General features: G+C 68.8%; 13 protein-coding genes. 5 read left to right on the forward strand and 8 right to left on the reverse strand.

Features of this window, described 5'->3' with window-relative positions; genetic code table 11:
* Positions 1–148: 148 nt before the first annotated feature.
* The 3 genes from G4D86_RS44460 (at position 149) to G4D86_RS44470 (ending at position 4300) form a co-directional block, all read left to right on the forward strand.
* The gene (locus G4D86_RS44460; RefSeq protein ID WP_164001106.1) at positions 149–1072 is read left to right on the forward strand and encodes a DUF2381 family protein; all 924 of its coding nucleotides are present in this window, start codon (positions 149–151) and stop codon (positions 1070–1072) included.
* A gap of 10 nt (positions 1073–1082) precedes the next feature.
* On the forward strand, positions 1083–1583 hold the full coding sequence (locus tag G4D86_RS44465; protein ID WP_164001108.1) for a hypothetical protein: 501 nt from the start codon (positions 1083–1085) through the stop codon (positions 1581–1583).
* A 395-nt stretch (positions 1584–1978) separates the two neighbouring features.
* On the forward strand, positions 1979–4300 hold the full coding sequence (locus G4D86_RS44470; RefSeq protein ID WP_164001110.1) for a Kelch repeat-containing protein: 2322 nt from the start codon (positions 1979–1981) through the stop codon (positions 4298–4300).
* Between the two features lie 103 nt (positions 4301–4403).
* Here the strand turns inward: G4D86_RS44470 and ileS are convergent, their stop codons facing one another.
* From ileS to G4D86_RS44505, 7 genes are all read right to left on the reverse strand, one after another.
* A complete protein-coding gene (gene ileS, locus G4D86_RS44475) occupies positions 4404–7304 on the reverse strand; it encodes an isoleucine--tRNA ligase (RefSeq protein ID WP_164001112.1) in 2901 nt (966 codons plus the stop codon).
* Between the two features lie 35 nt (positions 7305–7339).
* Positions 7340–8305 (reverse strand): hypothetical protein, encoded by a 966-nt coding sequence (locus tag G4D86_RS44480; protein WP_164001114.1) that lies wholly within the window; start codon positions 8303–8305, stop codon positions 7340–7342.
* A 37-nt stretch (positions 8306–8342) separates the two neighbouring features.
* Positions 8343–8666, reverse strand: a complete 324-nt coding sequence (locus G4D86_RS44485; RefSeq protein ID WP_164001116.1) for a hypothetical protein — start codon at positions 8664–8666, stop codon at positions 8343–8345.
* A 25-nt stretch (positions 8667–8691) separates the two neighbouring features.
* Positions 8692–9732, reverse strand: a complete 1041-nt coding sequence (locus tag G4D86_RS44490; protein ID WP_164001118.1) for a TadE/TadG family type IV pilus assembly protein — start codon at positions 9730–9732, stop codon at positions 8692–8694.
* The gene (locus tag G4D86_RS44495; protein WP_164001120.1) at positions 9729–11387 is read right to left on the reverse strand and encodes a pilus assembly protein TadG-related protein; all 1659 of its coding nucleotides are present in this window, start codon (positions 11385–11387) and stop codon (positions 9729–9731) included. The genes G4D86_RS44490 and G4D86_RS44495 overlap by 4 nt, the downstream gene beginning before the upstream one ends.
* The gene (locus tag G4D86_RS44500) at positions 11387–12151 is read right to left on the reverse strand and encodes a TadE/TadG family type IV pilus assembly protein (RefSeq protein WP_420821888.1); all 765 of its coding nucleotides are present in this window, start codon (positions 12149–12151) and stop codon (positions 11387–11389) included. The genes G4D86_RS44495 and G4D86_RS44500 overlap by 1 nt, the downstream gene beginning before the upstream one ends.
* A 185-nt stretch (positions 12152–12336) precedes the next feature.
* On the reverse strand, positions 12337–13770 hold the full coding sequence (locus tag G4D86_RS44505; protein ID WP_205520349.1) for a sigma 54-interacting transcriptional regulator: 1434 nt from the start codon (positions 13768–13770) through the stop codon (positions 12337–12339).
* A 78-nt stretch (positions 13771–13848) separates the two neighbouring features.
* Here G4D86_RS44505 and G4D86_RS44510 point away from each other — a divergent pair, with 78 nt between their 5' ends.
* The gene (locus tag G4D86_RS44510; RefSeq protein WP_164001122.1) at positions 13849–14856 is read left to right on the forward strand and encodes an ATP-grasp domain-containing protein; all 1008 of its coding nucleotides are present in this window, start codon (positions 13849–13851) and stop codon (positions 14854–14856) included.
* Between the two features lie 172 nt (positions 14857–15028).
* The gene (locus tag G4D86_RS44515; protein WP_164001124.1) at positions 15029–15700 is read left to right on the forward strand and encodes a DsbA family oxidoreductase; all 672 of its coding nucleotides are present in this window, start codon (positions 15029–15031) and stop codon (positions 15698–15700) included.
* Positions 15701–15781: 81 nt separating this feature from the next.
* Here G4D86_RS44515 and G4D86_RS44520 read toward each other — a convergent pair whose 3' ends face one another.
* Positions 15782–16792, reverse strand: a complete 1011-nt coding sequence (locus tag G4D86_RS44520) for a hypothetical protein (RefSeq protein WP_164001126.1) — start codon at positions 16790–16792, stop codon at positions 15782–15784.
* Positions 16793–16995 lie beyond the last annotated feature (203 nt).

The following is a 16995-nucleotide window of genomic DNA, read 5'->3' on the forward strand; positions in this document are numbered from 1 at the left end:
ACACGCGTGGAGGAACAGGGGATGCGGGAACAGGTACCTCGGACATGGCCTCACAGTAACGCAGCCGGTGGAGATGCCCACTGCGCGCGGACCACCCGATGACTGCTCGTCTTGGAATCACTTCAAGACCTGCTAGGTTTCCAGCACCATGCGGCCCTCCCTACCCACACGGTCTGCCCTGCTGGTCGTGCTGTTCGCGTCTACCGCCCTCGCCGGTGACCGCGACGCTCTTTCCGTCCGAAGCCTGCTGCTCTCCGAGCACCCGGATGACGCCACCCATCGCGTCTACGTGAAGGGACAGGTCGTCACGGCGCTCCGCTTCGAGCAGCTCGTAGACCCGACCCGGACGAAGCTGCTCGGATGGGAAGGCCGGTTCGAGCCACTGGGTGTCGTGGGCCGCAAGGTCATCCTGGAGCCGCTCCGGGACCTCGACGCGGACGAAGGCATCCCCCTGCTGGTGACGCTCGCGGATGGAACGGAGGTTCCATTCCTCCTGCGGCCGCCCCAGCCGGAAGCGACTTGGCGAGCCGACCAGCAGGTCAACGTGTTCAAGGACCGCGAGAGCCATGCGGCCATGTCCTCGGCGCTGAATGACGCGCTCAAGGAGAACAGGGTCCTGAAGGAGCAGAATCAGCGCTTCCGCGAGGAGGAAACCTCCGAGGACCATGCGCTCGCGGCATTGCTGGCCTCTGGGGCCCTGGAGCAGACACCGTTCGTGATCGCCTCCTACTTCTCCGGCAAGGATGAGGAGCTGGTGGGTACCGGCTCTGTGTACAAGGGCAAGGGAAAGGTGGGGGTCGTGCTCAAGCTCAAGAACCTCCATGCAAAACAGCCGTGGAGCATGAAGTCCGCCCGGCTGACGACGCTGAAGAGCGGCAGTGAGCGGCCGTTCGCCGTACGCGCCACGACCCCATCCATCGCTCCGGGTGCGTCCGGGGTGCTCGCCTTCGTCGCGGACAAGAGCGCGTTCATGGACGGTGGAGCGCTGACGACATTGTTCCTGGAGGTCTACCGGCACGACGGGGTCCGGCAGGCCTTCGTTGAGTTGGAACCGCAGCTTGGTGCTAAGTAACGCCAGAGGCATGTCCTCCCACCACTTCGCGCTCCTGTATTGCGCCGCCCTGCTTGTGACGACCTCGGGCTGTCCCGGCTCCGCGACGAGCGGTGTGGCCCTTCGCTCGGACGGAACTCCAGGACCGGAGGAGTGTCCGGAGAAGACCCGTGAGGTGATGGGCTATCTGGGGCTGCACGTCGGAGACGCCGCGCTCGTGCAGATCGACGCGAACCAGCCCCTCAGGTCGCCCGTCGTCCTCTACGAGGGCCCCATCGAAAGCGTGCTCGAGGACGACCTGGGCATCATCGAAGCACCCAGCCGGCTCTATGGTCGCGTCTGGACGAGCGGGCCCCAGGTGGTCATCCGGTACTACGAGGCCCATCGGCTGAGTGACGGCAAGAGACTGCCCATCTGCGCCGTGGCCCGGCTCGGCTCCGGGCAGCTCCGCAAGCGGCCCGAGTCCAAGCCCGGAACCGCCATCATCGACACCTACGTCACAGGGGCCTTCATCGTGGAGGAGTTCAGGTGAGAGGCCTCACAGGCCTCCCCTGAAGCAGGGTCCACCGAGCGCGAGCAGAGGACATGCCCCGAACCTCCGAGGCACGTCCCCATCACTCGCGAGCGAGGCGGATGCCACCAGGACGGCGAGCAGGGCGAACCGGGCAGGTAGGGGGTTCCACATGGGACCTGGACCGCACCAGGTCAAAGCAGACATCACCATGCCCGGCGCGCCAGATGGCAGACGTGCGACATCCGGGCAGGGATTTGCAAATGCTTGCTGCAAGGGTTTACTCCCGGCGCCAGCCTCCCGTTCCTGACGGCGGGCCGGTGCAAGGAATTGCCCTTCCCATCAATCACTGCTCGTCCACCTCGGTTTCCGGGGGCCGAGGCCATTCCCTGCTCCCCTTCAGGCAAGGACTCTAGATGCACAAGCGAAGCAAGGCACAGTGGTCACTGCTCTGCCTCATGGCCGTGGTGGTGTCTTCCACGCTGGGCTGCGGCACGCCCCCTCCCACCGAGCAGACCCCACCCGCCTCGGGCTCCGTCCAGTTCGCGGGCTCCGTTCCCCAGGCGCTCGCGGGAGATGACGTCACCCGGGTCACCGTCACCCTCACGGCCACGGGTGCGCCCACCACCACCACGGCGCTGACCCTGGCGAACGGGACCTGGAGCGGAACGCTCTATCAGGTGCCCGCGGGCACCGACCGCACCTTCACCGCCGAGGCCTTCAACGCCGAGGGCGTGCTGCGCTATCGGGGTCAGGCCACGGGCGTCACCATCACCGCGGGCGAGACGGCGGTGGTCGCCATCACCCTCCAGGCCATCGACACGACTCCTCCGTTCGACAACACCGTCCCCTGCATCGACTCGCTCGTGGCCTCGGCCAGCATGGTGCTCCCGGGCGGCAGCATCACCCTGACGGCCACGACGCATGACGCGGACGTGAATGACACGTTCGCCCATGCCTGGACGGCCACGGGCGGCGGCTTCTCCTCCACGGGAACGACGACGACGTGGACCGCTCCTCAGACTCCAGGGGCCTATGTCCTCACGCTCACCGTGACGGACTCGCGTGGTGCGTCCGCCAGCGTCAACGTCACCGTCAACGTCATCTCCACGGACGGAGGGACGGCGGGCAACGCCAGCATCAGCGTCTCCTTCAACACGTCACCCACCGTGCGAGGCATCACCGTCTCCCGCTCGCCGGTGCCGGTGGGCCAGGGCACCACCGTCACCGTGGATGCCATCGACGGCGAGGGCGACGCGCTGGCCTATCAATGGACGGCCTCCTGCACGGGCACGTGGACCCAGGCAACCGCTTCGAGCGCGACCTTCACGCCCAACGCGGTGCCCGCCGGCGAGTCGTGCGGAAACTGCGCGCTCACCGTCGCCGTGATGGATGCGCGGGGCGGGCAGAGCCAGGGCACCCTGCGCATCTGCGTGGGCCCGGAGACGGGCGTGAGCATCCCGCCCCGCATCGTCCTCACCCACCAGTCCGCAACCTCCGTGGCCGGCGGCGGCAACGTCACCCTGCGAATCCTGGCCGAGGACGGCGACGGCAGCGCGCTCAGCTTCCACTGGGCCGCGAGCACCGGCACGGTGGGCACGCCGACGAACAGCTTCACCTCCAGCGAGGTCCACTGGACGGCCCCGGCCTGCGTGGACTCGGGCGCCTTGCCGACCCTCACCGCCACCGTCACCAACGCGAAGGGCTTCTCCGCCTCGCATACGTTCAGCGTCGGCGTCCTCAACGGCTCGGATTGCGGCAGCAGCGGCGTGGGGCGGTGGATTGCCACCGGCAACATGCTCACGGCGCGCTACCTGCCCACTTCGGTCCTGCTCGCCTCCGGCAAGCTGCTGGTGTCGGGAGGCTTCAACACGGACGTGCTGGCCTCGGCGGAGCTCTATGACCCGGCCACGGGCACCTGGAGCGCCGCGGGCATCATGAGCCGTGGGCGCTGGTACCACACGATGACGCTCCTGCCCTCCGGCAAGGTCCTGGTCCTTGGCGGCGGCACCAACGTCACGGCCACCGGCGAGCTTCGCAATGTCGACATCTACGACCCCGCGACCAACTCCTGGACGGCGGGCGAGCCCATGACCTTCTCACGCTCGGGACACACGGCCACCCTGCTCCCCTCGGGAAAGGTGCTGGTCACCGGAGGAACCTCCGCCGAGACGGGCGGCGGCCGCTTCCCCGAGCTGTATGACCCGGCGACCAACACCTGGACGCCCCTGGGCCCCGCGTACCCGCGCGCCTACCACGTGACGATTCCCCTGCCGTCCGGGAAGCTCCTTCTCGTGGGCGGTAGCGCCAGCGGCGAGCTCTACGACCCGGCCACGGACACGTGGGCACTTGCCACGGGCCTCCTTGGCACGACCTGGGACCGCGCCTGGCTGCAGCCCTCCGGAAAGGTGCTGCTGAGCTATGGGGCCTCCTTCGCGCTGTATGACCCGGTGACCCATACCCAGTCGAACGTGGGCACGCTGGTCCACAACCGTTCGTCCTCGGCCAGGGTGATGCTGCCGTCCGGCAAGGTGCTCGTCACCGGTGGCACCCAGGACACCGGTATCATCACGGAGCTCTTCGACCCGGCCACGGGCACCTCGTCCTTCTCCGTGAACATGCCGTCATCCCGCTACGGCTGCGTCGACTTCCCACTTCCGTCGGGCAAGGTGCTCATCGCGGGCGGCTACTCCGCGAGTGGTGGGTACTTCAACACGGCCCTGCTCTACACGCCCTGAGGTGATGACCCGCGCTCGCGGGCAGCGTGAGTGACGAACAAAAAGAGGCCCCGCGCGCGGAGCTGGCGCGGGGCCTCGGTTCCTTCGGACAGGCGTCGCGGGCTCAAGCCGCCAGCGCGTCGCGGCACTTGAGGCACACGTCACCGCCGTGCCCCACGGCCTCCGAGTACGTCCAGCAGCGCGGGCACTTCTCGCCCTTCGCCGGCAGCACCTCGGCCATGACGCGCAGGCCGTCGCCGAACGCCTGCGCCACGTCCAGCACCTGCGACTTCTCACCGGCGGAATCCGACAGCTCCACCTGGCTGGTGATGAACAGGCCGGGCAATTCGTCCAGGTGCGCCTTCAGGAAGTCGCGCGCCTTCGCATCCGCCGTCAGCACCACCCGCGCCTCCAGCGACGCGCCGATGAGCTTGTCCCGCCGCGCCGCCTCCAGCACGCCCTGCACCGCGCTGCGCACCGCGAAGAGCTTCCCGTACCGCTCCGCCAGCGCCGGGTCCATCTTCGCCGCCGGCTCCGGGAAGCCCGCCAGGAACACGCTCTCCGCGGACGTGCCCGGCAGGTACTGCCACGCCTCTTCCGCCGTGAAGCTCATCACCGGCGCCAGCAGCCGCAGCAGCACCGACGCCACCTCGTGCAGCACCGTCTGAGCGCTGCGCCGCGCCTGGCCGTCCGTGCGCGACGTGTAGAGCCGGTCCTTCAGGATGTCGAAGTACACCGCGGACAAGTCGCCCGCGACGAAGTCCAGCACCGTCGCGTAGACGAGGTGGAACTCGTAGTCCTCGTACGCCTTGCGCACCCGCTCCACCACCTGCGCCAGCCGGCCTCGCGCCCACTGGTCCAGCGGCAGCAACTCCTCCGCCGGCACCGTGTGCTTCGCCGGGTCGAAGTCATACAGGTTGCTCAGCGCGTAGCGGATGGTGTTGCGGACCTTCCGGTAGCTCTCCGACAGGCCCTTGAGAATCTGGTCCGACAGGCGCACGTCGTTGCGGTAGTCGCTCGCCGCCACCCACAGGCGCAGCACCTCGGCGCCGTACTGGGTGATGATCTTCTCCGGCGCGACGGTGTTGCCCACGCTCTTCGACATCTTCTCGCCCTTGCCGTCCACCACGAAGCCGTGGGTGAGGCAGGCCTTGTACGGAGACATGTCGCGCGTGCCCACCGCCACCAGCATGGACGAGTGGAACCAGCCGCGGTGCTGGTCGCTGCCCTCCAGGAAGAGGTCCGCCGGAATCCGCTGCCGCTTCTCCAGCACCGCGGAGAACATGCACGCCGAGTCGAACCACACGTCGAGGATGTCCGTCTCGCGGCGGAACTCCGTCTTGCCGCAGCGCGAACACTTGAAGTCCGCGGGCAGGAACTCCTTCACCGGCGTGCGGTACCAGACGCCCACGCCCTCGGTCTCCACCCGGTCCGCCACCTTGTCCATCAGCTCGGGAGACACCACCGCCTCCTCGCAGCCCTCGCAGTAGGCGATGCAGATGGGCACGCCCCACGTGCGCTGGCGGCTGATGGTCCAGTCCGGCCGCGTCTCCAACATTCCGCGGATGCGGCTGTGCCCCCACGAGGGCACCCACTGCACCTTGTCCACCTCGTCCAGCACCGCCTGGCGGAACGTCTTCTCGCCGCGGAACGGCTTGTCCAGCGGGATGAACCACTGGTACGTCGCGCTGAGGATGATGGGGTTGTGGCAGCGCCAGCAGTGCGGGTAGCTGTGCGCCACCGTGTCCTTCGCGTCGTTCAGCAGCGCGCCCTTCTCCACCAGCGTCGCGATGACGAGCGGGTTGGCCTCGAACACCTTCTTGCCCGTGAGCGCCTCGCCCACCGTGTCGTCGTAGCGGCCGTCCGGGCGCACCGGGTTGTAGATGTCCAGCCCGTACTTCAGGCCGACCTCGTAGTCCTCCTGGCCGTGCCCCGGCGCCGTGTGCACCAGGCCCGTACCGGCCTCCAGCGTCACGTGCTCACCGAGCAGGATGCGGCCGCGCCGCTCGTAGAACGGGTGCTGGTACGTCAGGTGCTCCAGCTCCTCGCCGCGCACGTAGCCGAGGATGCGGGACGGGTCCACCAGCGCCGCCGCGGACACCTCGCCGCCGGGCAGCTCCACGTGCTTCACCGCCAGCTCGTCCGCCTTCACCTCCGCCAGCACCTTGGGCAGCAGGTCCTTGGCCACGCAGATGACGCGCGCGCCGAGCTGGTAGAAGACGTACTCGAACTCCGGGTGGACGGCGATGGCCAGGTTGGCCGGCAGCGTCCACGGCGTGGTGGTCCAGATGACGAACGCGACGTCCTTGCCCTTGAGCACGGGCAGCTTGTCCGCCACTTCGGGGCCGGCCTTGAAGGCCACGTACACGGACGGGGACTCGTGGTCCTCGTACTCCACTTCCGCCTCGGCCAGCGCCGTCTGGTCGGTGAGGCACCAGTACACCGGCTTCTTGCGGCGGTAGAGCATGTCCCGGCGCGCGAAGTTGGCGAGCTCGCGGATCTCCTGCGCCTCGTAGGGGAAGTCGAGCGTCTTGTACGGCTTGTCCCACGACGCGAAGGTGCCCATGCGCTGGGCCTCGCCCTTCTGGATTTCGATGAACTCCAGCGCGTAGGCGCGGCACGCCTCCAGGAAGGCGTCGCGCGACAGGGTGCGCTTGTCCACCTTCTTGTCCTTGAGGCGCTTCTCCACGGCCTGCTCGATGGGCAGGCCGTGCGTGTCCCAGCCGGGGATGAAGTCGCACAGGCGCCCGGCCATGTTGCGGTACTTCACCACGATGTCCTTGAGGACGCGGTTGAGCGCGTGGCCGGCGTGCAGGTGGCCGTTGGCGTAGGGCGGGCCGTCCGGCAGCACGAAGCGCTCGGCGTTCGCGTTGCGCTCCAGAATCTTGCCCCAGATGCCCCGCTCTCCCCACCACCCGAGCATCCGCGGCTCGAGCTGCGCCAGGTTCCCCTTCATGGGGAACTCCGTGCGCGGCAGGTTGACGCTGTCCTTGTAGTCCTTCTCTTTCGGGGGCGTGTCGCTCATGGCGAGAGCGGCCGTAACACGCTCCCCTGGTGCCTTCAATCGCCGCCGGGAGTCGCCGCCTCCGGGGCGACGGTGCGGCGCAGCACCACCACGGACAGCTGCCCGGGCGCGAGGGGCTTGAGGATGAGCTCCACCTCCTCCTGCCCGGCCCGGAAGCGACGGGGCTTCGCCTCCTTGAAGCCCGCCTTCGCCAGCTCCGTCTTGTAGAAGGCGTCGACGTCCGCCTCCTTCGCGCGCACCGAGTAGGTGACGGAGCGCACCGTCTCCAGGTCGCTCGTCAGGACGCCTTCCGCCCCGGAGTACACCGGCGCCACCGTGGACGTGGCGCCCGGCGGCTTCGACATGTCGGCCTCGCCCAGATACAGCGTGGTGGTGCCGTCCGGGTTGGGCTGGAAGATGACGGAGTAGGTGATGAACCGCTCGGGGTCCAGGGCGGTGAGCATCGGCTCGCGCAGCTTCTGCGGCTGCTGCTCCACGGGGGCGACGTAGAGGCCCCACTCCAGCCACCGCTCCACGATGTGCTGCATCAGCGGTTCGATCTTCTCCGCGCTGCGCACCGCCTTCATCCGCACGGGGACGCCGTCCGCCAGCATCACCCCCGGCACGTCGATGATGTCCTTCACCCGGGGCACGTCCCAGACGAAGGGCTGCTTGTAGACGGGCGGCAGATTCATGCCCGGCGGTATCTCCGTGTGGAGGGGCTCCGGCTCCAGCTCCTCGACCGGGGGCAGGTAGTTCGACTTCGGAGGCGGCAGCATCTGCGGAGGCGGCGTCACCGCGGGCGGCTTCGCGGCCGCCGCGCTGGAAGGCTTCGCGGGCGCCGCGCTGGAAGGCTTCGCGGGCGCTCCGCCGGACGGCTTCTCCGTCTTCGGGGGCTTCGCCTTCTGCGCGGGCTTGTTCGCGGCGGGGCGTGCACTGGCGTCCGCCGGGGCTGAAGCCCGTTCTTCGGCCGCACCGGTGCCACTCAGGCCCAGCACCAGCACCAGCACACTCCACTTCATGCGCTACCTCGGCTCCACGGCCCGCGGCTCCCGTCCGTCATTGGTCTTCCGGCACGGACGCCGCCTTCTCCTTCCCGCTGGGCCCGTCCTTCGGGCAGCTGGTCTTGCACGTGTTGAAGGTCCGCTCGTACTTCTTGGTGCACTGCGTGGCGCAGGCCTGGAAGCGGGCACCGTCGCCGCCCTTGCTGGGCATGGCGGGAGAGGGGCAGCGGTCCAGGCAGGCCTGGAGGCTCTCGCCTCCCTTGGTGGCACAGTTGCCCTCGCACGTGGCCCGGTCGGCCAGGGCCGGAGAGGTGGTCAGCAGCGCGCCCAGGAATGCCATGGTGGCCAGGGCGAAGAAGGAGGGTCGCGTCGTCTTCATGGGTGGGCTCATCCTTGTCTGTGTTTCAGTCGCAATCTCTACCGAGGAAGCAGCGGCCCTTGCCCAGTCGTCTCAGCCACGAGTAACCGTACGTGGGCGTGGACAGCGCCATGGGGGAGCCGGGCGTGGTGGGGAACATGCCGGAGCCCCGCAGCTGGTCCAGGATGGGATACTGGTTCATGAGCATCTCCTCGCCCGGCGCGCTCATGAAGAAGTAGCGGGAGTTGATGGGCGCGGGGAAGCCGAGCACCGCCAGGGGCATCATGTCCGCCATCCACGGGATGATGATGGCCGTGGGCAGGTAGGTGCCGTACACCGCGCTGAAGAAGGGCAGGTTGAGGCAGGGAATGGGGACGTAGATGGGCGGATTCATCTCGTACGGCATCTGACCGAGCAGCATCTGGCAGGTGCGCGTCTCGCTGCTGAGGATGTTGCCGCCGGCCAGGCCCCAGTCATCCACCAGCATGCTGAACTCGCCCTGGCACTGGCCCGCCACCGGGCGGCCCGTGGAGCACACGCGCAGGTTGCTGAAGTTGGTGTCCACGTGCTGCTCTTTGTACAGCCCCTTCTCCCCGTTCCCGTTGTTCTCCAGGAAGGAGGTGGGGATGCGAATCGCGGTCAGGTCCGCCTGGGCGGTGCAGTGCGCGGGGCCCTGGTCGCGGTAGATGAGCCGCGTGGCCACGGTGCCCTCCCAGTCCGGCCCGGCGCCTCCGGTGTCGCAGTTCACCGTGAGGTTCTGCCCCCGGGTGAAGGCCTGGGTGATGCCCGCGGCCCGGTTGATGTACGACAGGCCGTTGAAGTCCGCGTAGCGGCGCGCGGCGTCCCGGCCCGCGTCCTCCACGGAGTCGTCCGCCTCGGTGTAGTCGAGGGCGGTGGTGTGCATCTTCCGGTGGGTGCTGTTCCACAGGGCGGAGATGGCGGACTCCTGCACCTTCAGGGACAGGTAGCCCACCTCCGCGAAGTGGATGCCGAAGGCGATGACGGTCACCATCAGCGTGGTGCCAATCGCGGTCTCAACGAGGGCCGCGCCACGCTCACGGCGGCGGGACGGGATGCGCTGGCTCATTGAATCCCCTTGAAGCCCACGCCGCGGAGGGCGTCGAAGGTGTCGGCCGCGACGCCGGACGCGTTGCGCAGGGTGTTGGAGGCGTCGTTCAGGCCGGAGTCGTCGATGTCCGGCGCGACGAGGGTGGCGCGCCAGTACGGGTTGAGGAGGTTGGGCGGCTCGGCCCAGTGCTCGATGCCGAGGCTCTCACCGCGGTGGTAGTAGGTGATGCCCGTGGCCAGCGCCGTCTGCACCGAGTTGGGCGTGCCGTCCGCCAGCGTCAGGCCCCGCGAGTCGAACTCCGTGCCGGGGCCGCTCGACTTGAAGCGGAAGCGGGTCATGAAGTTCCAGGGGTCCGCCACCGGGCGCGCGGCCATGTCCCGCTGCACCAGCGCGAAGTTCTTGGGCTGCGCGTAGTTGTCGTCCTCGTCGACGACCTGCAGGGTGTTGTAGTCGACGAAGGCCGGCCAGATGCCGGGGCAGCTGGAGATGCCGCCCGTGCACGGCACGAGGAAGTGGACGAAGGGCATGGGGTCGCGGCCGCCGGTCCACTGGTGCCGGAAGCTGATCCCCGAGGCCACCACCTCCGACTTCACGTCCTCATTGGACCCCGGCATGACGGGCGGGCACGGCAGGCCGCCACCGTTGAGGATGTGCAGGTAGATGCCGAAGATGGTGCCCTCGTCCTGCGCGGTGACGGCGGAGCCGTAGGGCGGGAGCATGTTCATCACCGCGTCCATGGTGCCCAGGATGGCGGGCTGCTTGAAGTACGCCGTCCCCTCGCCCGTGAGGATGAGGAAGCTGGTCCGGCCCGAGCGGACCATGGCCAGGAGGAGGCGAATCATGTGCGGCACGTAGTGCTCGAACGAGCGGTGGGTGACGAAGCGGTAGCCCCGGCTGCCCATGGCCGCGTTGACGGCGTGGGCCACCGTCAGGGGCAAATCACACAGGGCGCCGCTGTCCGTGCAGGCCATTCCGCCCCGCAGCTCGCTGCGGTTCAGCGTCAGGCCCCCGGGAGTGCGCCACTCCGAGCGGCGGCCCCCTGGCGCGGCCCGGTCCGTGATTTCCCGGGCGAACTGCTGGTCTCCCAGTGAGTCCACCAGGTCGCCGTAGGTTTCATGTTGCGAGGTGTAGATGGCGAGCTGCGCCGTCTGGTGGAGCAGCAGCTGCAGTGCGGCCCGGATATCCGCGCCCCGGAAGATGGGGTCGATGATGCGGTCCTCGTTGCGGAAGGCGTTCATCAGGGCGTTCAAGTCACTCACGCCCTTGCGGCCACACCGGCAGGCGCGGGCGCAGGCCCCGTTGAAGGGCGCGCAGGCGCACAGAATCTGCATCAGCTGGTAGGGCCACTTGGCGCTGCTGAAGGACGAGCGCGCGCCGTTCAGGTAGGCCCGGTACATCGTGGTCCAGGAGATGATGCTCTGCGCGCCAGCCTGGGCCACCGCGTGGCCAATCTGCACACGGTTGAGCACGGCGATGTTGTTGAACGTGCGCGCGGTCGCCACCGCGTTGGTGTAGGCGGCCGCGTCCGCCACCGTCTGCACCTCGATGCGCTCACGCACCTTCATCGAGTAGGACAGCGTCAGCACCACCATCAGCACCACGAGCAGCATGCTGAGCACGAACAGCACCATCGTCTGTCCGCGCCGGAGGGAGGAGAAGCGGGGCGCGTTCATCAGGGCACCGGTGGGCAGTTGGGGGTGGGGAAGAAGCGGGACTTGAGCGGCGTCATCATCCGCATCGTGAAGGTCGTCTCGATGGGGAAGACGTACTGCTTCCGGTTGTAGCGGTTGAGCATCTCCGTGCTCAGGTCACCGGCGAGCGTGAACGGGCTCGTGGTCTCCCCGCGGTTCCAGTTGGCGTTGCGCTCCGCGAGGATGAGCGGGTTGGCCGCCGTGTAGTCCTCGATGCCCAGGTGCGCCATGAACATGCGGGACATCACCCAGTTGGCGAAGGGGATGCGCAGCGGGAACCAGTAGATCATCCGCACCTCGAGCTGCCGCAGGTGCCCGGGCTCGTCGAAGCCGCGGTCCTGTGGGCTGCCCACGCCGCCGCCCTCGATGTGCCGGTAGATCCACACGATGCTGCCGTCATGCCCGTTGTCGATGCCGGCCGAGTAGCGGTTGTCCCGGCGGGCCGCGAAGGCCGCCGCCAGCTTCTGCGCGGGGCCCGTCCCGGGCGTGGCGCTGCCCAGGTAGGAGTGGAACGAGGGCAGCAGCGAGAGGATGGCCGAGTGGGTCATCCTCTCGCAGTCGCCGTAGCCGACCGACCCTGCGCGCGTGGCCCGGAAGACGGCGTAGTGGGCCAGCACCCGCGCCTGCATCATCATGAAGAGCTGCAACGTGCCCAGCACGAGGAACACGACGAGGGGAAGCGTCAACGCCGCCTCCACCATCGCCTGCCCGGATTGCCTCCCTCCCGCTGGACGCAGTGAATTCATGGCGCCCATATGTTCCGGGGATTCCACTCGGATCGCACATCCGTCAACTTGACGGGACCTGACAGACCTTCGCCCTACAGGAGACCACACCTCTGTAACAGGACTGTGTCGAGCGCCGGACACCCAGGCCTGAAGGGACGGGTCCTCCGGAGGGGGCGGGGACGGCCGGCCGGACAGCGGGGAGCCTAGCGCGGCTTCATGCCCTTGGTGTCGAGCTGGTACTTCTTCACCAGCCGTTCAATCGACTTGCGGTGCAGGCCGCTCTCGCGGGCGGCGCGGGAGAGGTTTCCCTCGCAGCGCGTCAGGACGCTGGTGACGTACTCGCGCTCGAAGTTCTCCAGCAGCTGCTCCTTGGCGTCCTTGAAGGAGAGGTGCTCGTTGAAGGGCAGCGGCCCCTCGCGGGCCTGGCCGCGCACGCGAGGCGGCAGGTGGGTGGGGAGGACCTCCTCACCCTCGCTGAAGGTCAGCACGTGCGACAGCACGTTCATCAGCTCGCGCACGTTGCCCGGCCACGCGTAGGACATCAGCATGCCCAGGGCCTCCGCGGAGAAGCGCTTCTTGCCGTGCTTGCCGACGACTTCCGGATCCGCCAGCGCGCGCTTGAGGATGAGCGGGATGTCGTCCCGGCGCTGGCGCAGCGGCGGCAGCTGCACCGTGATGACGGACAGGCGGAAGTAGAGGTCCTCGCGGAAGTTGCCCGCCTGAATCTCCTTCACCAGGTCGCGGTTGGTGGCGGCGATGACGCGACAGTCCACCTCGATGACGTCGTTGCCGCCCACGCGCCGCACCTCGCGGTTCTCCAGCACGCGCAGCAGCTTCGGTTGCAGGTCCAGGCGCAGCTCGCCCAATTCGTCGAGGAAGATGGTGCCGCCGTGGGCGCGCTCGAAGGCGCCGGGGCGGCCGGCCACCGCGCCGGTGAAGGCGCCCTTCTCGTGGCCGAACAGCTCGCTCTCGATGAGGTTGGGAGGGATTGCGCCGCAGTCCAGCACCTCCATGGGGCCCTGCGTGCGGCCGGACAGCTCGTGGATGGCGCGCGCCACCAATTCCTTCCCGGTGCCCGTCTCGCCCTGGATGATGACGGACACGTCCAGCGGGGCGATCTTCTTGATGAGGCCGAATATCTGCCGCATCTTCATGCTCTGCCCCACCATGCCGCACAGCTCGCTGTCGCGGTCGGGCTCGATGGTGACCTCTTCGTCCAGCGGCGCGAAGGTCAGCATCGAGGAGCCGGCGCGAATCTGCGAGCCGGGGGACAGGTAGGCGCGTTCAATCCGCCGCCCGTCGAGGAACGTGCCGTTGGTGGAGCCCAGATCCACCAGCAGGTAGCCGCGCTCGGTGAACTGGATTTCGAAGTGATGGCGGCTGGCGGTGCGGTCCTCCACGAGGACCAGGTCGTTGCCGGGATGAGCGCCGCAGCGCAGGCGCTCCTTGTCGCTGACCACGGAGCGGCCGGTGTCCGGGCCGGAGGAGACGGACAGCCGACACTTGTGGAGCTTCACCGTGGTGCGGGGGTCCACCACGAGCGTCTCCCCCAGGAGCGGGGAGTGGGCGAGGTCCTGCCCGATGTCGCCGGGGCTGGTGTGGATGTCATCAGGGTGCTGCGGAGGGGGAGCACTCATCTGACGTGAGGATAGCAAACGGCACCCACTCGGCCCGCCCTGTCGGGTGGGACGGTGCTAGGCTCCCGCGCCCCGCCCATGTCTCCCCGCAAAGTGAAGTCGAAGAAGGCCCCGGCCCTGCCTGGGCTCCAGGCACCCGAGCGTCCCGCGCGAGCGCCCCGCCGCCCGCGCGCGAAGAAGACGGTAGCCATCCTGTCCCGCAAGCGGTCTCTCTATTCCACCCGCCGGCTGGTGGAGGCCGTGAAGGAGCGGGGACACCGGCCGTTGGTGTTCGACACACTGCGCTGCTGCCTGTTGCTGGCCCAGGGCGCGCCGAGGATGACGTACCGCGGTGTCGAGGTGCGCGGCGTGGACGTGGTGGTGCCGCGCATCGGCGCGTCGATTACGGCCTACGGGCTGGCGGTGGTGAACCACTTCGAGATGATGGGCGTGCCCGTCCTCAATCCGCCCACGTCCATTGCCCGCAGCCGCGACAAGCTGCGCGCGCTGCAGTTCCTGGCGCGCGCGGGGCTGGACATCCCCCGCACGGTGATGGCGCATGACCGCAGCAACGTGCGCCGGCTGGTGGAGGAGGTGGGAGGGCTGCCCATCATCATCAAGCTCATCAAGGGCACCCAGGGCGTGGGCGTGATGATCGCCCACACGCTGCCGGAGGTGCAGACCATCCTGGATACGTTCTGGGACCTGGGTCAGGAAATCGTCCTCCAGGAGTTCGTGGCGGAGAGCGAAGGGCGCGACGTGCGGGCGCTCGTGGTGGGCAGCCGGGTGGTGGGCGCCATGCGCCGCAAGGCGAAGAAGGGCGAGTTCCGCTCCAACATCCACCGTGGCGGCGAGGGGCAGGCAATCGAGCTTCCGGCGTCCTACATGGAAGCAGCGGTGCAGGCCGCGCGCGTGCTGGGGCTGGAGGTGGCGGGCGTGGACATGCTGGAGGGCCGCGCCGGGCCCCGGCTGATGGAGATCAACTCCAGCCCGGGCTTCGAGGGGCTGGAGGGCGCCACGGGGCAGGACATCGCCGGGGCCATCATCGACCACGCGCTGGTCTACGCCGAGCAGAAGGCGGGCGGGTTGCGGGCTCGCGAAGGGTGAGCAAGGAAGCGCTGACCCCCACCGTGTGAGGTTGCCCGCACGCTTGGAAGCAGGCGGGCCCCCAGGGCAAGGCGCCTTGCATGCTCCTCAGGAACACAGGAATGCAATTCGTGCCGGGTTGTCCTGAGGAGTTGGCATCGGCGTGGAGAGCCCTCTAATCTGGCGGCCCTCCATGAAAACGCTGCACAAGCCGCTGCAGATCACCGTGTACCAGGATGTGCTCTGTGCCTGGTGCTACCTCGCCGACCAACGCCTGGACGTGCTGCGCCAGGAGTTTGGCGAAGCCCTCCGCTGGAGCGTCAGGCCGTATCCGCTGCGCCTCCAGGACGCGCTTCCCACGGAGCGCGAGAAGCGCGGGCTCGTGGAAGAAGTGCAGCGCGCGCAGCGCGAGCCGGACCCCGCCGCGAGCCTGCTGTCCACGGACCTGTGGCTCGGGGGAGACCCTCCGCGCACCAGCGTGCCGGCGCTCGCGGCGCTCGAGGCCGCGCGGCTCCAGGGCCCGCAGGCGCGCGCGTTCCTCGCGAAGTCCATGCAGCGCGCCGCGCTGGAGCAGGGCATCAACGTGTCCCGCACCGACGTGGTGTTCGAGCTGGCGTCGCGCGTGGGCCTGGCGATGAACGAGTTCTCCGCGGCCTTCCGCTCGGAGGAGACGCGCCGGCTCATCCTCGACGAGCACCGCGACGCGGCCAACCGCGGCGTGCGCGGCGTGCCCACGCTGGTCATCGGCGGCCGGTGGATGCTGTGCGGCCTGCGCGAGCTGACCGAGTACCGCGAGCACATCCTCGCGTGCCTGGGGAAGTCCTCCGTGCCGCGCTCGGGTTCCGCCGAGCGGCTGGTGCACTGAAGCCCCCGGGCCCGCGCTACTTCGCGCGGGCCCTTGCAGCGCCCCCCGGGCCCGCGCCACTTCGCGCGGGCCCGTTGCGTTTCAGGCCTCCTCCGCTCCGTTGCTGACCGCCAGGTAGAGGCCCGCGAGCAGGAGCTGGAAGAAGGCCGCCGCGGGAAGCACGCCCACGCAGCAGGCCAGGACGCCCGCCATGGTGATGAGGGAGCCGAGCAGGAACGTCCCCACCATGGCCAGGCGCTGCCCGCGCGCATAGGCGAAGCAGCGGCGCAGCGTCTCGACGGGGCTGGGGTTCTCGCTCCGCGCCATCTCCGGCTGCACCAACATCAAGGGCAGTATCAGCCACATGCCCGGGAAGATGTAGAGCACACCGCCCACGAGCACCATCATCGCCAGGCTGGGCCCCAGTGAACCGAGGACCCGCACCAGCTCCGCGGACGTGTCCTGCCCTCCGTTCGCGCCCGTCCAGTCCGCGCCCCGGAGTGCGTCGAGGCCTCCCGTGAGGGCCGCCGCGCCCAGCGCGCCGCCGAAGATGAGCACCACGACGGGAATCATCAGCGCGAAGGTGAGCAGCGTGGTGAGCAGGTACGGCACGGCCTTGTGGAACTGGGTGAACATCCGCGCCACGTCCGCGCGCCGGCCGTCGAGCACGTCGAACAGCATCCGCATGAAGCCGATGGACACCAGGCCCTGCACCACCGTCGACAGGATGAAGCCGATGACGAGGAACAGGCCCGTCACCGCCCAGTGGTCCGCCATCCCGCCGACGAAGGAGAGGATCTGGGAGATGACGTTGCCCACCAGGGAGCCGGCGATGACGATGAGCACGCCGACGCAGATCATCACCCACTCGCGCTTGAAGGCGCCCCAGCACGTCTCCAGCAGCGCGCCGACGCTCCATTGCTCACGGCTCAGCGCGAAGGCCTGCCCCAGCCCGGCGCGCTCGCGGCACGTGGGGCAGGTGAGCTGGAGGCCGCCCTCGCTGCACGTGTCGCACATGAAGTTGCCGCAGCGCGTACAGGTGCGCGACGCCCGCTGCTCGGGGTGAAGCGGGCAGAGCGCGCCCGCCCCCCGTCCGAAGTCCATCTCCGCCATGGTTCCCCGCTCCTCGCTTGGCGGCCCACCAGTCCACCCGGCTCGGGCCGCACACATTTCCACCTACACTACCCGGGGCAGTGTCCACCAGAGGACGGCAGAGGGTATCGTGCGAAGGGGAAGGCGCTCTGGGCGGGGCGATCAGCCAGGGAAACGTTCCCCGGTGTGAATTTCCGTCGCCTTGCCGCGTCTCCTCCCGTGTG

It is taken from the genome of Pyxidicoccus caerfyrddinensis, from assembly GCF_010894405.1.
Taxonomy (GTDB): domain Bacteria; phylum Myxococcota; class Myxococcia; order Myxococcales; family Myxococcaceae; genus Myxococcus; species Myxococcus caerfyrddinensis.

Coding starts and splice junctions, on each gene's coding strand:
- G4D86_RS44465 (WP_164001108.1), top strand. CDS start 1,083: ATGTCCTCCCACCACTTCGCGCTCCTGTATTGCGCCGCCCTGCTTGTG.
- G4D86_RS44490 (WP_164001118.1), bottom strand. CDS start 9,732: ATGAGCCAGCGCATCCCGTCCCGCCGCCGTGAGCGTGGCGCGGCCCTC.
- ileS (WP_164001112.1), bottom strand. CDS start 7,304: ATGAGCGACACGCCCCCGAAAGAGAAGGACTACAAGGACAGCGTCAAC.
- G4D86_RS44470 (WP_164001110.1), top strand. CDS start 1,979: ATGCACAAGCGAAGCAAGGCACAGTGGTCACTGCTCTGCCTCATGGCC.
- G4D86_RS44500 (WP_420821888.1), bottom strand. CDS start 12,151: ATGAATTCACTGCGTCCAGCGGGAGGGAGGCAATCCGGGCAGGCGATG.
- G4D86_RS44485 (WP_164001116.1), bottom strand. CDS start 8,666: ATGAAGACGACGCGACCCTCCTTCTTCGCCCTGGCCACCATGGCATTC.
- G4D86_RS44460 (WP_164001106.1), top strand. CDS start 149: ATGCGGCCCTCCCTACCCACACGGTCTGCCCTGCTGGTCGTGCTGTTC.
- G4D86_RS44520 (WP_164001126.1), bottom strand. CDS start 16,792: ATGGCGGAGATGGACTTCGGACGGGGGGCGGGCGCGCTCTGCCCGCTT.
- G4D86_RS44495 (WP_164001120.1), bottom strand. CDS start 11,387: ATGAACGCGCCCCGCTTCTCCTCCCTCCGGCGCGGACAGACGATGGTG.
- G4D86_RS44510 (WP_164001122.1), top strand. CDS start 13,849: ATGTCTCCCCGCAAAGTGAAGTCGAAGAAGGCCCCGGCCCTGCCTGGG.
- G4D86_RS44480 (WP_164001114.1), bottom strand. CDS start 8,305: ATGAAGTGGAGTGTGCTGGTGCTGGTGCTGGGCCTGAGTGGCACCGGT.
- G4D86_RS44515 (WP_164001124.1), top strand. CDS start 15,029: ATGAAAACGCTGCACAAGCCGCTGCAGATCACCGTGTACCAGGATGTG.
- G4D86_RS44505 (WP_205520349.1), bottom strand. CDS start 13,770: ATGAGTGCTCCCCCTCCGCAGCACCCTGATGACATCCACACCAGCCCC.